The 14,367-nt window shown below is 66.0% G+C and carries 12 protein-coding genes and 1 riboswitch; of the genes, 8 read left to right on the forward strand and 4 right to left on the reverse strand.

Translation table 11 applies throughout. From position 1 onward, the window contains the following. Positions 1-99: 99 nt before the first annotated feature. From OEL49_RS04020 to OEL49_RS04030, 3 genes are all read right to left on the reverse strand, one after another. Entirely contained in the window at positions 100-1,284 is a 1,185-nt protein-coding gene (locus OEL49_RS04020; protein ID WP_287874043.1) for a ribonucleotide-diphosphate reductase subunit beta, read from the reverse strand. Beyond that, positions 1,281-4,127 (reverse strand): ribonucleoside-diphosphate reductase subunit alpha, encoded by a 2,847-nt coding sequence (locus tag OEL49_RS04025; RefSeq protein ID WP_287874044.1) that lies wholly within the window; start codon positions 4,125-4,127, stop codon positions 1,281-1,283. The genes OEL49_RS04020 and OEL49_RS04025 overlap by 4 nt, the downstream gene beginning before the upstream one ends. A gap of 129 nt (positions 4,128-4,256) precedes the next feature. Further along, positions 4,257-4,507: riboswitch (cobalamin riboswitch) on the reverse strand. Positions 4,508-4,703: 196 nt separating this feature from the next. Continuing rightward, on the reverse strand, positions 4,704-5,006 hold the full coding sequence (locus OEL49_RS04030) for a hypothetical protein (protein WP_287874045.1): 303 nt from the start codon (positions 5,004-5,006) through the stop codon (positions 4,704-4,706). A gap of 105 nt (positions 5,007-5,111) precedes the next feature. Here OEL49_RS04030 and ilvB point away from each other — a divergent pair, with 105 nt between their 5' ends. The 8 genes from ilvB (at position 5,112) to OEL49_RS04065 (ending at position 11,625) form a co-directional block, all read left to right on the forward strand. Beyond that, positions 5,112-6,830, forward strand: coding sequence for an acetolactate synthase large subunit (gene ilvB, locus OEL49_RS04035; RefSeq protein WP_287874046.1), 1,719 nt, complete (start codon positions 5,112-5,114; stop codon positions 6,828-6,830). A gap of 1 nt (position 6,831) precedes the next feature. Beyond that, complete coding sequence (gene ilvN, locus OEL49_RS04040) at positions 6,832-7,149, forward strand: acetolactate synthase small subunit (RefSeq protein ID WP_130458139.1); 318 nt, start codon at positions 6,832-6,834, stop codon at positions 7,147-7,149. Positions 7,150-7,415: 266 nt separating this feature from the next. Further along, the gene (locus tag OEL49_RS17385; protein ID WP_414635381.1) at positions 7,416-7,670 is read left to right on the forward strand and encodes an HNH endonuclease; all 255 of its coding nucleotides are present in this window, start codon (positions 7,416-7,418) and stop codon (positions 7,668-7,670) included. A 173-nt stretch (positions 7,671-7,843) separates the two neighbouring features. Then, complete coding sequence (locus OEL49_RS04045) at positions 7,844-8,197, forward strand: c-type cytochrome (protein WP_287874047.1); 354 nt, start codon at positions 7,844-7,846, stop codon at positions 8,195-8,197. A 31-nt stretch (positions 8,198-8,228) separates the two neighbouring features. After that, positions 8,229-9,413, forward strand: a complete 1,185-nt coding sequence (locus OEL49_RS04050; RefSeq protein ID WP_287874048.1) for a cytochrome D1 domain-containing protein — start codon at positions 8,229-8,231, stop codon at positions 9,411-9,413. Between the two features lie 14 nt (positions 9,414-9,427). After that, entirely contained in the window at positions 9,428-10,456 is a 1,029-nt protein-coding gene (locus tag OEL49_RS04055) for an Lrp/AsnC family transcriptional regulator (protein ID WP_287874049.1), read from the forward strand. Further along, complete coding sequence (locus tag OEL49_RS04060; RefSeq protein ID WP_287874050.1) at positions 10,449-10,955, forward strand: Lrp/AsnC family transcriptional regulator; 507 nt, start codon at positions 10,449-10,451, stop codon at positions 10,953-10,955. Before OEL49_RS04055 ends, OEL49_RS04060 begins: the two co-directional genes overlap by 8 nt. 166 nt (positions 10,956-11,121) lie before the next feature. After that, positions 11,122-11,625: an AsnC family transcriptional regulator gene (locus OEL49_RS04065; protein WP_287874051.1), complete on the forward strand. Its 504-nt coding sequence runs from the start codon at positions 11,122-11,124 to the stop codon at positions 11,623-11,625. 16 nt (positions 11,626-11,641) lie between these two features. On the opposite strand, the gene tssH is transcribed toward OEL49_RS04065, so the two are convergent. Then, positions 11,642-14,353: a type VI secretion system ATPase TssH gene (gene tssH, locus OEL49_RS04070; protein WP_287874052.1), complete on the reverse strand. Its 2,712-nt coding sequence runs from the start codon at positions 14,351-14,353 to the stop codon at positions 11,642-11,644. Positions 14,354-14,367 lie beyond the last annotated feature (14 nt).

Consider the following 14,367-nt stretch of genomic DNA (forward strand, 5'->3'; position numbering starts at 1 on the left):
CAATCCCATCTATGACAAAAGTCTGTGTCCTGGGCTGCCCCATCCCCGCCTGGGGCCGGGGTAGCGTCCAGGGCACGGTGCCGCTGGTTGTCGCCCGGCTCAGTCCCAGGCCAGGGCGCCGCCGGTCTGGTACTCGGTGACGCGGGTTTCGAAGAAGTTCTTTTCCTTGCGCATATTGGCCTGTTCGTCGAGCCAGGGCAGCACGTTCTCGGCACCGGGGAAGGGCTCGGCCAGGCCCAGCTGGCGGGCGCGGCGGTTGGCGATGAAGCGGAACTGGTCCCGGTGCAGGTCGGCGTTGTAGCCCAGGATGGGCTCCCGCAGGATGTAACCGGCGTAGGCCGACTCGGCGGCTTCCGCCTCTTCCCACAAGGCCTTGACCTGGACCGGGTCCAGGGTCAGGTTTTCTTCCTGCAGGAGCTGGCGCACCACCCGGATGCCGAAGGCGCAGTGCAGCACTTCGTCGCGCATGATGTACTGCAGCTGCTCGGCGGTGCCCTTCATCAGGCCCCGGCGCTGCAGGGCGAAGATGGGAGTGAAGCCGTTGTAGAACCAGCAGCCTTCGAAGATGCCGGCGAAGAAGAGGTAGGAGAGGGCGAATTCGTGCAGGTTGTCCCGGTCCGTCAGGTCGAAGTCGGAACGCATCACCCGCTCCAGGCGACGGTTGGCCAGGGCGATCTTGCCGTGGATTTCCGGCACCACCCGGTAGCGGTTGTAGATTTCCTTCTGGTCCAGGCCCAGGCTTTCGATGCAGTGCTGGTAGGTCCAGGTGTGCAGGGCCTCTTCATAGACCTGGCGGGCCTGGTAGATCTGCAGTTCCGGCGCGCTCATCTTCTCCATCACCGCCAGGCCGATGTTGCGCATGGCCAGGATGTCGGAGGTGGTGAGGTAGGAGAGCACGTTCTCGAAGACGTGGCGCTCGGCCGGCGTCAGCTTGTGGTTGTAGTCATGCACGTCCTGGGCCATGGAGATTTCCAGGGGCGTCCAGTGGTTGCGGTTGGCGTTGAGGAAAAACTCCCAGGCCCAGGGGTACTTGAAGGGCGCCAGCTGGTTGATGTCGGCCTTGCCGTTCACCACCCGCTTGTCTTCCGGGTTGATGGGGGCCAGGGAGATGCCGCCGGCAGGCAGGCGGGGCGCGGCTGCCGGGGTAGTGCCGGCCAGGGACGCCGCCGTTCCTGCCTGGGCGGGCAGGGGGGCTGGAGATGCTTGCCGGGCGGGCGTTGCAGCCGGGGTAGGCTGGGCGGCGGCGGGTGCGTCGTCCCAGTCGTCGAAACGCAGTTGGCTCATTGGCAGGCCTCGCAATCCGGGTTGTCGATGGAGCAGAACTTGGGCTCGGGCGCGGCGGGGGCGGCGGCCCGGTCCACCGGGGAACTGGTCTTTTCCATGGCGGTGGCGCCCAGGGTGCGCAGGTAGTAGGTGGTCTTCAGGCCCTGGGTCCAGGCCAGCTTGTAGATCTCGTCCAGCTTCTTGCCGGAGGGGGCGGCCACGTAGAGGTTGAGGGACTGGGCCTGGTCGATCCACTTCTGGCGGCGGGCGGCGGCCCGGATCAGCCAGGTGGGGTCGATCTCGAAGGCGGTGGCGTAGCGGGCCTTCAGCTCGTCCGGGATGCGGTCGATGGGGCCGAGGGAACCGTCGAAATACTTGAGGTCGGAGATCATCACCTCGTCCCACAGGTTGAGGGCCTTCAGGTCCCGCACCAGGGATTCGTTCACCACCGTGAATTCGCCGGAGAGGTTGGATTTGACGTAGAGGTTCTGGTACTCCGGCTCGATGGCGGCGGAGACGCCGATGATGTTGGAGATGGTGGCCGTGGGGGCAATGGCGACGCAGTTGGAGTTGCGCATGCCGACCTGGGCGATGCGCTCGCGCAGGGCGTCCCAGTCCAGGGTGGTGCTGCGGTCCACTTCCACATAGCCGCCCCGGGCGTCTTCCAGCAGCTGCAGGGAGTCGATGGGCAGGATGCCCTTGTCCCACAGGCTGCCCTTGAAGCTGGAGTAGCGGCCCCGTTCCTCGGCCAGGTCGGTGGAGGCCCAGTAGGCGTGGTAGCAGACGGCTTCCATGGAGCGGTCGGCGAATTCCACGGCGGCCTCGGAGGCGTAGGGCAGGCCCAGGCGGTGCAGGCAGTCGGAGAAGCCCATGATGCCCAGACCCACCGGGCGGTGCCGCACGTTGGCGTTGCGCGCCTTGGGGGTGGCGTAGAAGTTGATGTCCACCACGTTGTCCAGGAGGCGCATGGCGGTGCGGATGGTGCGTTGCAGCTTGGCCTGGTCCAGCACCAGCTGGCCATCCACCAGGATCAGGTGGGCCGGCAGGTTCACCGAACCCAGGTTGCACACGGCGGTCTCGGAGTCGGAGGTGTTGAGGGTGATCTCGGTGCACAGGTTGGAGCTATGCACCACGCCCACGTGCTGCTGGGGCGAGCGCAGGTTGCAGGCGTCCTTGAAGGTGATCCAGGGGTGGCCGGTCTCGAACAGCATGGTCAGCATTTTGCGCCACAGCTGCACGGCGGGAATGCGCTTGAACAGACGGATTTCGCCCCGGTCGGCCTTGGCCTCGTAGGCGTTGTAGGCGACTTCGAATTCCTTGCCGAACTTGTCGTGCAGGTCGGGCACGTCACTGGGGGAGAAGAGGGTCCACTCGCCGCCGTTGATGACCCGCTGCATGAACAGGTCGGGAATCCAGTTGGCGGTGTTCATGTCGTGGGTGCGGCGGCGCTCGTCGCCGGTGTTCTTGCGCAGCTCGAGGAATTCCTCGATGTCCAGGTGCCAGGATTCCAGATAGGCGCAGACGGCGCCCTTGCGCTTGCCGCCCTGGTTCACCGCCACGGCGGTGTCATTCACCACCTTGAGGAAGGGGATGACGCCCTGGCTCTTGCCGTTGGTGCCCTTGATGCGGGCCCCCAGGGAGCGCACCGGGGTCCAGTCGTTGCCCAGGCCGCCGGCGTACTTCTGCAGCAGGGCGTTTTCCTTGATGGACTGGTAAATGCCTTCCAGGTCGTCGGAGACGGTGGTGAGGTAGCAGGAAGAGAGCTGGGAATGCCGGGTGCCGCTGTTGAACAGGGTCGGCGTGCTGCTCATGAAGTCGAAGGAGGAGAGCAGGTTGTAGAACTCGATGGCCCGGGCTTCCCGGTCGATCTCGTTGAGGGCCAGGCCCATGGCCACGCGCATGAAGAAGGTCTGGGGCAGCTCGATGCGGCGCTCGTCCACGTGCAGGAAGTAGCGGTCGTAGAGGGTCTGCAGGCCCAGGTAGTCGAACTGCAGGTCCCGCTCGGCCTTGAGGGCGGCGGCCAGGCGTTCCAGGTCGTAGTCCTTGAGGCGGGCATCCAGCAGCTCGGCGTCCACGCCGGTGCGGATGAGGCCGGGGAAGGCTTCGGCGTAGCGGGCGGCCATGGCCTCCTGGCTGGCTTCCTCCCCCAGCACTTCGACGCGCACGCTGCTCAGCAGCAGGCGGGCGGCCACCTTGCTGTAGCCCGGTTCCCGCTCGATCAGGGTGCGGGCGGCCAGCACCAGGGACTGGCGCACGGCGGCCAGGGGCACGCCGTCGTAGAGGTTGTGCAGGGCCTGCTCCAGCACCGTTTCGGCGGCCACGTCGGCCAGGCCCTGGCAGGCTTCCCGGCATTGCTGCAGCAGGGCGGCCCGGTCCAGGGGGAAGCGGCGGTCGCCGTCCACCACGTGCAGCAGGGGGCCGGCGGCAGCGGGGGCGGCCGCCGCCTGGGCGGCCCGTTCGGCGGCCCGCTTTTCCCGGTACAGCACGTAGGCCCGGGCCACGTCGTGCTCGCCGGAGCGCATCAGGGCCAGTTCCACCTGGTCCTGGATGTCTTCGATATGCACCGTGCCGCCGCCGGGCAGGCGCCGGGTGAGGGCCTGGACCACGATGGCGGTGAGGCGGGAGACCAGATCCCGCAGGCGGGCCGAGGCGGCGCCCTGGCTGCCGTGCACGGCCAGGAAGGCCTTGTTCATGGCGACGGAGATTTTCTCCGCATTGAAGGGCACCACCGAACCGTTGCGGCGGATGACCTCGAAGGACTGGGCCCGGCCGGCCAGATCGGCGGCGTTGGGCAGGCTGTCGTCCAGATTGTCGGAGGGCAGGTGGGATGACGCTTGGTGGGTGGCGAAGAGGCCGGCTTGCATCGTGGAACTCCCGTTATCAACGGAACGGGGGCCCAGGGCGGCGGGACTGCCGAGGCGCCGGCGGGCACGCCCATGGCGGCCGACAGCGGACAATCCCGATCCACCGGGGGGCACCCCGCCCCTGGTCAGACTGAAAAATTGGCGACGGCAGGTTTCCTGGCTCACGGGTCCTGGCCCGATGCCCGCCTTCCCGGTGGAACTGCCTCCCAGTGGCACGCGTGGACATCGAACTCGCCGTTTACAGTTGCGGGGGCAGCTCCGGCATGGGCGGAAAGTTCGCTGCGGATTCGCGGGGAATCCGTCTGATCCCGACTTCCTTGATCGCCGCACCGGATTCCCATTTGTCCCGAAATCGGGGAACCGTCGCGGAGGAGACTTTACCCCAGCCCTCAAGCGGAGGGCAAGGGGTTGGACACTACAGGTAGTAGTACGAGAGTAATAGACAACTACATATAGTGTATTTGGCGGCAGGGCCTTTTCCACAGCCGGGAGCGTTTTGCCCAGAAAACGGGCAGAGTGTTTAATCCCCAGTAATACTGTGGCTTTTCACCGGCTGTCCCGGAACGGCCCACAGACTTATCCACAGAAACTGTGAATTTCCTGTTGCATGCCCCGCCGGAATTTCTGCATAATCGTCGGATCGTTTTTGCCGGAGCAGTGGCAAAAACTTTTTTTACCGGCGGATTTTTTTCCGCCACCAACCGCGAATCCTTTATCAGCCCCATGCACAACTTCGCCGACTTCGACCGCTGCAACACGCTGCCCTCCCGGGCCGGCGCGGGCGCGTCCGTCATTGGCGTAGTAGGCGCTGTAGTACGCGTAGTCGTAGTAGTACGCGCGTGCGCCGCTGGGATGAGCGAAGTCCGGTAAAGAAACCAACCGAATTCCACCAACCCCCCGCCGGCGCGACAGCCCGGCGGGGGTTTTGTTTTTGGGCCCTCCGACCGGCAAGCCAAACCGGATTACGCAAGGAGAAGCCCAGCCATGAATGCCTCAGCCCCCCAAGCCGCCCGCCAGACGGATGCCGCCCCGGCGCCGGAAACCCTTACCGGCGCCCAGATCGTCGTCCGCCTGCTGGAACACCAGGGCGTCACCACCGTCTCCGGCATTCCCGGCGGCGCCATCCTGCCCTTCTACGACGCCCTCTCGGCTTCGGAGAAAATTCGCCACGTGCTGGCCCGCCATGAGCAGGGCGCCGGCTTCATCGCCCAGGGCATGGCCCGGGCCAGCGGCCAGCCCGCCGTCTGCCTTGCTTCCTCCGGCCCCGGTGCCACTAATCTGCTGACCGCCATCGCCGACGCCAAGCTGGATTCCATTCCCCTGGTGGCCATCACCGGCCAGGTGCCCCGCAGCATGATCGGCACCGACGCCTTCCAGGAGGTGGATACCTACGGCCTTACCATCCCCATCACCAAGCACAACTTCCTGGTGAACTCCGCCGAGGAGTTGCTGGAGGTGATTCCCCGGGCCTTCACCCTGGCCGCCTCCGGTCGCCCCGGCCCGGTGCTGGTGGATATTCCCAAGGACGTCCAGGCCCAGGCCATCGAGGTCAGCGAGTGGCCCGCCCCCGGCGGCCGCCAGGCCCTGCCGGCGCCGGACATGGCGGCCATCGAGAAGGCCGCCGCCATGATCAACGCCGCCGAGCGGCCCATCCTTTATCTGGGCGGCGGCGTCGTCCATTCCGGCGCCGCCGAGGCCGCCGTGGCCCTGGCGGAGAAGGCATCGCTCCCCACCACCATGACCCTCATGGCCCTGGGTGCCATGCCGGTGGACCATCCCCTCTCCATCCACATGCTGGGCATGCACGGCGCCCGCTACACCAACCTGCTGCTGGAAGAGTGCGACCTGCTCATCGCCGTCGGCGCCCGTTTCGACGACCGGGCTACCGGCAAGGTGGCCGCCTTCTGCCCCAAGGCCCAGATCATCCACATCGACATCGACCCCTCCGAACTGGACAAGATCAAGAACGCCCACGTGGGCATCGCCGGCGACGTGGGCGAGGTGCTGGAAAAACTTTCGCCCCTGGTGGAGGCCCACCTGCGCAAGCGCTGGCTCACCCACATGGGCGATCTGCGCTCCCGCTTCCGCCTGCAGCGGCCCAACCTGGAAGACCCGCGCAGCCACTACGGCCTGATCCAGGCGGTGGCCGACTGCTTGGACGATTCCGCCGCCATCGCCACCGACGTGGGCCAGCACCAGATGTGGGTGGCCCAGGCCTACCCCCTGCGCCGGCCGCGCCAGTGGCTCACCTCCGGCGGCCTGGGGACCATGGGCTTCGGCGTTCCCGCCGCCCTCGGTGCCGCCCTGGCCGAGCCCGAGCGCACCGTGGTCTGCTTCACCGGCGACGGCAGCATCCTGATGAACATCCAGGAACTGGCCACCATTGCCGAAGCCGGCGCCAACCTGAAGATCGTGCTCATGAACAACGACGCCCTGGGCCTGGTGTACCAGCAGCAGGAGCTGTTCTACGGCAAGCGCTACTTCGCCTCCAAATTCGCCGGCCAGCCCGATTTCCTCAAGATTGCCGAAGGCTTCGGCATCGACACCCTGGACCTGGACACCGCCGCCGATCCCCGGGCCGCCCTGCGCCAGGCCCTGCAACGGCCCGGCCCCTGCCTCATCCACGCCTTCATCGACATGAACGAGAAGGTCTACCCCATGGTGCCCCCCGGCGCCGCCAACACCGACATGATTGGAGGCTGAGATGAACGCTGTCAGCAAAAACGAAAATGCCGCCCTGGCCCGCCCCCAGCGCACCGTGCTGGAACTGGAAGTGAACAACCACGCCGGCGTCATGTCCCACGTGGTGGGCCTCTTCTCCCGCCGCGCCTACAACGTGGAAGGCATCCTCTGCCTGCCCGTAGGCGACGGCAGCATCAGCCGCATCTGGCTACTGGTCCTGGAAGACCGGCGCCTGGAGCAGATGGTGAAGCAGGTGGAGAAGCTGGAAGACGTGCGCACGGTCCGCCGCCATGGGGCGGATCATGCGGTGTTTGAGAGGCTGGAGGAGTTTTTCCGCTGAGAGGGTTGGGGGGCTCCTCTACAGAGGAGGAGCCTCCGCATTGGAAAAAGGCTAGTAATTCAGTATGATCGAAGCGTGCATATTCTAAAGAAATGCATGTAGGGCCAGTTAGATCAAATCAACTGGTTCCCGTGACCGCAAAGCGGCTAGCGGGGTTCATTTCTAATCCTATTGAAAGAACCGCTATGCCGTACAAAATTCCCGTTCGTCTTCGCGAATCTGCATATAGAAATCAGCAGGGCCGGTGCTTCTATTGTGGAAGTGCCATGTGGCTGGCTGATTTAGCAGGATTTGCAAATTCCCACAATTATTCGTTAGCCCAGGCTCGCTTGCTTCAGTGTACGGCTGAGCACCTTAGAGCCCGACAGGATGGCGGGAAGAACTCTCCTGGCAATATTGCAGCAGCATGTTGGTATTGCAATACACGACGCCATAAGAGGGTGCATCAATTGCGTCCTGAAGAGTTCCGCCAGCATGTTGTAAAACGAATGAGAAATGGGCGTTGGCACCAACTCTCCTGATTGTTACTTCAAGGGCATATCCAGCTGGTGATTTAATCCAGATTAGTCGTACTGGAGGCAAACTTATTTCAGCCTCTGTCTGTATTTTCCCCTACAAACCTCACGGGCTTTCTGCATCGAAAGCTGATGCTTATCAAAGTGCCCTGGCGGGCCGGGCGGCAAGATGGGTGCCCATGAAGCCCACCATTTCTTTTCCCCGACTTTGCCTGAGCGACCTTGGCTTGGCCGCGGCCTTGCTGCCCCTTTCCGTTAGTGCCACGGAAGCGGTGGTTCCTGCTCCCCGCGCCAAGGAACTGGTGCATATGGTTCGCCAGGATTGCGGTTCCTGCCATGGTCTGACCCTCAAGGGTGGTCTGGGGCCGGCGCTGACGGCTGAGACCTTCCGCCAGCGGCCTGCCGAGAGCATGGTGGCCACCATCCTGCACGGCCGGCCGGGTACGCCCATGCCGCCCTTCAAGGGTATTGTCAGCCAAGCCGAGGCTGAGTGGATCGTGCAGCAGCTCCAGGCCGGCTTCCCTACTGAATAATCCCAAAATGAATTTCCCGCGAAAGACTGCCATGAAGCCTGCCGTCTCCCGTCTGCTGCTCCTGCCCGCCCTGCTGCTTTCCCTTCTGGCCGGTTGCGCCAGCGCCCCGGCGCCGCGCGGTACCGGCGATCTGGGGGTGGTGATCGAGCGTTCCATCGGCCAGGTGCAGGTGGTCAATACCACCTCGAAAACGGCTCTGGCCAAGGTGCCCGGGCTGGGGGACCTGTCCCACGCCTCCGTGGTCTTCAGCCGGGACCAGCGCTACGCCTACGTCTTCGGCCGTGACGGCGGCCTGACCAAGGTGGATATCCTCACCGCCTCCATTGCCAAGCGCATCGTCCAGGCCGGCAACGCCATCGGCGGCGCCATTTCCCAGGACGGCAAGCTGGTGGTGGCCCAGAATTACGAGCCCGGCGGCATCAAGGCCTTCGACGCCGAGACCCTGGAGCTGGTGGCGGACATTCCTTCCGTGGATATGAACGGGGTGCGCTCCAAGGTGGTGGGCCTGGCCGACCTGTCGGGCAACCGCTTCGCCTTTTCCCTCTTCGAAGCCGGGGAAATCTGGGTGGCCGACCTCTCCAACCTGAAGGCCCCCAAGGTGCAGAAGTACTCCGCCGGCAAGCAGCCCTACGACGCCCTGGTGACGCCGGACGGGCGCTACTACATCGCCGGCCTCTTCGGCGAGGACGGTCTGGCCATGCTTGACACCTGGCAGCCGGAGCAGGGCGTGCAGAAGATTCTCGCCGGCTACGGCAAGGGCGAGCAGCCCCTGCCGGTGTACAAGATGCCCCACTTGCGGGGCTGGTCCGTGGCCGGGGGCAAGGCCTACCTACCCGCCATCGGCCGCCACGAGGTGCTGGTGGTGGATACCAAGACCTGGAAGGAGACGGCCCGCATTCCGGTGAAGAGCCAGCCGGTGTTCGTAATGGCCCGGCCCGACGGGCGGGAGATCTGGGTGAATTTCGCCTTCCCCGACAACGGCTGGGTCCAGGTCATCGACACCCTGGAAGGCAAGGTGACCCACACCCTGCAGCCGGGCAAGGCCATCCTGCACATGGAGTTCGCGCCCCGCGGCGAAGCCGTCTGGCTCTCGGCCCGGGACGACAACAAGGTCACCGTCTTCGACACCCGCACCAAGGCGCCGGTGGCCGAACTGAAGGCGGAGAGCCCGAGCGGCATCTTCTTCACTAGCCGTGCTGCCCGCACCGGCTTCTGACGCCTCGCCCGTCCATGCCCATGAACGCCGCCCGCTTCCCCCTGCTTAACGACTACCAGCGGGACTTCCCCCTGGTCTCCCGGCCCTTTGCAGCCATCGGTGCGGCCCAGGGGCTGAGTGAGGCGGAGGTGCTGGAGCAATACCGCCACTGGCAGCAGCAGGGCATGGTGAACCGCATCGGCGCCGTCTTTGCCCCGCGCCGGGTCGGCGCCAGCACCCTGGCCGCCCTGCAGGCACCGCCGGAGCGGCTGGAATGGGTGGCCGGCCGGGTCAGCGCCCATCCCGAGGTCAATCACAACTACGCCCGGGAACACGCCTACAACCTGTGGTTCGTCGCCACCGCGCCGGACGCCCTGCGTCTGCATGCGGTGCTGGCGGCCATCGAGGCCGAGACCGGCTGCCCTGTCATTTCCCTGCCCCTGGTGGAAGAGTTCCACATCGACCTGGGTTTCGACCTGACTGGCGGCGGCGCCCGGCGCCAGCCGGTGGCGGCGGTGCCCTCCCTGGAGCAGCCCATCGAACTGACCCGGGAAGAGCAGGGGCTGATGCCGGTGCTGCAGGAGGGCCTGCCCCTGGAGCCCCAGCCTTTCCGCGCCCTGGCCTACCGGGCTGGCCTGGAGGAAGGGCGTCTGCTGGCACTGCTCGGCCAGTGGCTGGAGCGGGGCATCCTCAAGCGCTTCGGCGTGGTGGTGCGGCACCATGAGTTGGGCTACACCGCCAACGCCATGTGCGTCTGGGCCGTGCCGGAAGGGGAGGTGAGCGCCCTGGGCGAGCGCCTCGCCGCCGAGCCCGGCGTCACCCTCTGCTACCGCCGACGCCCCATGGCGCCCCACTGGCCCTACAACCTGTTCTGCATGATCCACGGCAAGGCCCGGGAGGAAGTGGTGGAACTGCGCCGCAGCCTGGGCGAGCGCCTGGGGCTGGATGCTTTCCCCAACGAGCTGCTTTTTTCCACCCGGCGCTACAAGCAGACCGGCGCCCGCTACGCGCCCCAGGCGCCCCGGGCAGATGCCGATCCCCTGAGGCAGGCCGCCCATGGCTGACGCGGTGGAGCAGGCCAAGCCCTCCCGCCGCGCCGCCCTGGCGCCGGCCCGGGAACCGGATGAACTGGATCGGCGCATCATCAACGCCCTCCAGGGCGACTTTCCCCTGAGCCCGGAACCCTACGCCGAGGCTGCGGCCATGCTGGGCATCAGCGAGGCCGAACTGCTGACTCGGCTGCAGTCCCTGCTGGACGACCGCATCCTCACCCGTTTCGGCCCCATGTTCCAGATCGAGCGCCTGGGCGGCGCCTTCTGCCTGGCCGCCATGGCCGTGCCCGAAGCCGAATTCGAGCGGGTGGCGGAACAGGTCAATGCCTTGCCCCAGGTGGCCCACAACTACGCCCGGGAGCACGCCTTCAACATGTGGTTCGTGCTGGCGACGGAAACGCCGGAAGGCATCGACGCTGCGGTGCAGGCCATCGAGGCCGCCACCGGCTACCCGGTCTATCCCTTCCCGAAAGAGAAGGAATACTTCGTTGAAATGAAGCTGCAGGCATGAACGCCGCGACCGTCGATCTCAGCATTTCCCAACCTGTCGTGGCGCTTTGGCTCACGCTGCAGGCCCATTCCACCCGGGCGGCCCGTGCTGTCCGGGGGCAATGCCGGCATGCCGTTCCGTCGGGGACGGGTATGGCGTCTGCAAGCTGCCTGCCAGGAAACCGTTGATGGACGCCACTTTCCCCATGGATGACCTGGATCGCCGCATCGTGCTTGCCACCCAGGCCGGCCTGCCCCTGGTGCCGCGTCCCTACCTGGTCCTGGCGGAGCAGCTGGGCGTGGCCGAAGCCGAAGTGCGGCAGCGGCTGGCCCGCCTGCTGGAAGCGGGCGCCATCCGCCGCATCGGCGCCGTGCCCAACCACTACGCCATCGGCTACACCGCCAACGGCATGAGTGTGTGGCAGATCGACCCGGCGGTGATCGACGCCGTCGGCGAGCGGGTCGGCGGGCTGCAATCGGTCACCCACTGCTATCGCCGACCGGACCATCCGCCGGCCTGGCCCTACAACCTCTTCGCCATGGTCCACGGCAAGAGCCGGGCGGAAGTCGAAGCCGAAGTCGGGCGCATCGCCACCCTGATCCAGGCCGAGTTCCCCGGCGCCCTGGGCGCCCGGGACATCCTCTTTTCCACCCGCATCCTGAAAAAAAGCGGCCTGCGCCTGGGCGAGTGATTGCCCAGGCCGGGCGTCAGGCAACGCTGACGGACAGCTGGCCCTTCTTCACCTTAAGACTGACTTTGTGCACCGGCTCGCCGGCAGCCATGCGCTCCAGCACCGCATCGGAAATGGCTGCCAGCACCGCGTCGGCGATGATGGCATCGGCGTTGCGGGCGCCGCTGTCCACTTCGGTGCAGCGGCTGGCCACCAGTTCCACCAGGGCGTCGCCATACTCCAGTTCAGCGCCGTGGTTGGTCTTGATGCGGGCTTTGACCCGTTCCAGCTTGAGCCGGATGATGCGTTTCAGGACTTCGTCCTGCACCGGGAAATAGGGCACCACGTTGAGCCGGCCGAGGAAGGCGGGTTTGAATGCCTTCTGCAGGTCGGCCCGCAGCAGTTCGGCCAGGTCCTCCGGGGTCGGTGCCCGGGATTTGCCGTCCACCTTCACCCCGTGTTCCACCGCCTTCATGATGAGATCGGTGCCGACGTTGGAGGTGAGCAGGATGACGGTGTTGCGGAAATCCACTTCCCGTCCTTCTGCGTCTTCCAGAACCCCCTTGTCGAAGACCTGGAAGAACAGCTCGAGTACGTCCGGGTGGGCCTTTTCCACTTCATCCAGCAGAACCACCGTATAGGGCCGGCGCCGTACCGCTTCGGTGAGCACGCCGCCTTCGCCATAGCCGACGTAGCCCGGGGGGGAGCCTTTGAGGCCAGAAACGCTGTGGGCCTCCTGGTATTCCGACATGTTGATGCAGACCAGATTGCGTTCGCCGCCGTAGAGCACGTCCGCCAGGGCCAGGGCCGTTTCCGTCTTGCCGACGCCGGAGGGGCCCACCAGCAGGAAGACGCCTTTGGGTTTGCCCGGGTCTTCCAGGTTTGCCCGGGCGATGCGCAGGCGTCGGGCGATCAGGTCCAGGGCGTGATTCTGGCCGACCACCCGTTGTTCCAGCAGGGATTGCAGGTTGCGCACGTTGTCGATTTCGTCGGTCAACATGCGGCCCAGGGGAATGCCGGTCCAGGAAGAGACAATCTCGGCGACGGTGGCACCATCCACGCAGTCGTAGACCAGGGGATCCACCTGATGCAATTCATGGAGCCGGGCCTGGGCCGCCAGCAGGCGCTCCCGGGCCGCCGACCGAGGATCGTCCGCCGCCGCGATCTTGCGCTTGCCCTTGGCGGCCGGTTGGATGGTGTCTGTGGAGGCGGGCAGGGCCGCCAGTTCCTGCCGGGCATTGTGGATGGCCTCGATCAGGGTCTGCTGTTCGGCCTGGGCCTGCTGCTGCACCGCCAGGTCTGCGGCCAGAACGGCCCGCCGGGCCTGCAATTCCGCGATACGGGGGCCGTGGGCAGCCTCGTCCTGCTCCCGGGTGAGGGCGGCGATTTCCCGATCCACATTTTCCACCAGCCGGGTCAGGTCTTCCACCACGGCCGGTTTGGCGGCCCGCGACAGGGCGACCCGGGCGCAAGCCGTGTCCAGCACGCTGACGCCCTTGTCCGGCAGTTGCCGGCCGGCAATGTAGCGGGCGGAGAGCTTCACCGCTTCCACCACCGCTTCGTCCAGAATGCGTACCTTGTGGTGCTCCTCCATGGTTTGCACCACGCCGCGCAGCATCTGGACGGCATTGTCCTCATCGGGCTCTTCAACCTTGACCACCTGGAAACGGCGGGCCAGGGCCGCGTCCTTTTCGAAGTACTTCTTGTATTCGGCCCAGGTGGTGGCGGCGATGGTGCGCAGTTCGCCCCGGGCCAGGGCCGGCTTGAGCAGGTTGGCGGCATCGTTCTGGCCGGCCTGACCGCCGGCGCCGATCATGGTGTGGGCTTCGTCGATGAAAAGAATGACGGGCACCAGGCTGGCCTTGACCTCGTCAATGACGCCCCGCAGCCGGTTCTCGAATTCGCCTTTGACGCTGGCGCCGGCCTGCAGCAGCCCCAGATCCAGGGTGCGCAGAGCCACGTTGAGCAGGGGCTCGGGGACTTCTCCGGCGGCGATACGCAGGGCCAAACCCTCCACCACCGCAGTTTTGCCGACTCCCGGCTCGCCGGTGAGGATGGGATTGTTCTGGCGCCGCCGCAGCAGGATATCGATCATCTGCCGGATTTCCCCTTCCCGCCCCAGCACCGGGTCGATCTTGCCGGCCCGGGCCTGGGCCGTCAGGTCCACGGTGTAGCGGTCCAGGTTGGGCGCCGGGCCGGCCGTGGCCGGTCCGCTGATGGTGTCTGTGCCGGCTTCGGCCGCGAGACCGGAGGCGCCTTCTCCCTGGTTGCGGCTTTCAGGTGCATGGCGTAGCAGGGCTGGCAGTTGTTCCCGAAATTCCCCAAGGGAGAGCCCGGCCAGGCTGCGACAGGAATGCTCGATAGCCCGGAACAGTTCCGGTGTCGCCAGCAAGCCCAGCAACAGGAAGCCGCCGCGCAGCCGCTGGGCGCCGAAATCGACGCTGGCCAGCAGCCAGGAAGCTTCCAGCCAGCGGGGAATCCGCTCGGAAAGCGCCGGATTGCGGCTGTTGCCGCTTTTCAACCCGGCCAGTCCGGCCATCAACTCTTCCCGCAGGCGACCTTCCGGCACACCCAGGGCCTTGAGTATGGGGGGCAGGTCTCCTTCGCTCTGGTCAAGCATTTCCAGGAGGACATGCTCGATGTCCACCTCGTGGTGGGTTCGCGCCAGGGCAACGTTGGCCGCCGATTCCAGGGCCCGGCGCGTAGCCGGGGTCAGTTTGCCGATCAGGGATTTGAGGTTGGTGGTCATGGGGGCGTTGAGAG

The sequence above is a fragment of the Azospira sp. genome, assembly GCF_030247495.1.
Taxonomy (GTDB): domain Bacteria; phylum Pseudomonadota; class Gammaproteobacteria; order Burkholderiales; family Rhodocyclaceae; genus Azospira; species Azospira oryzae.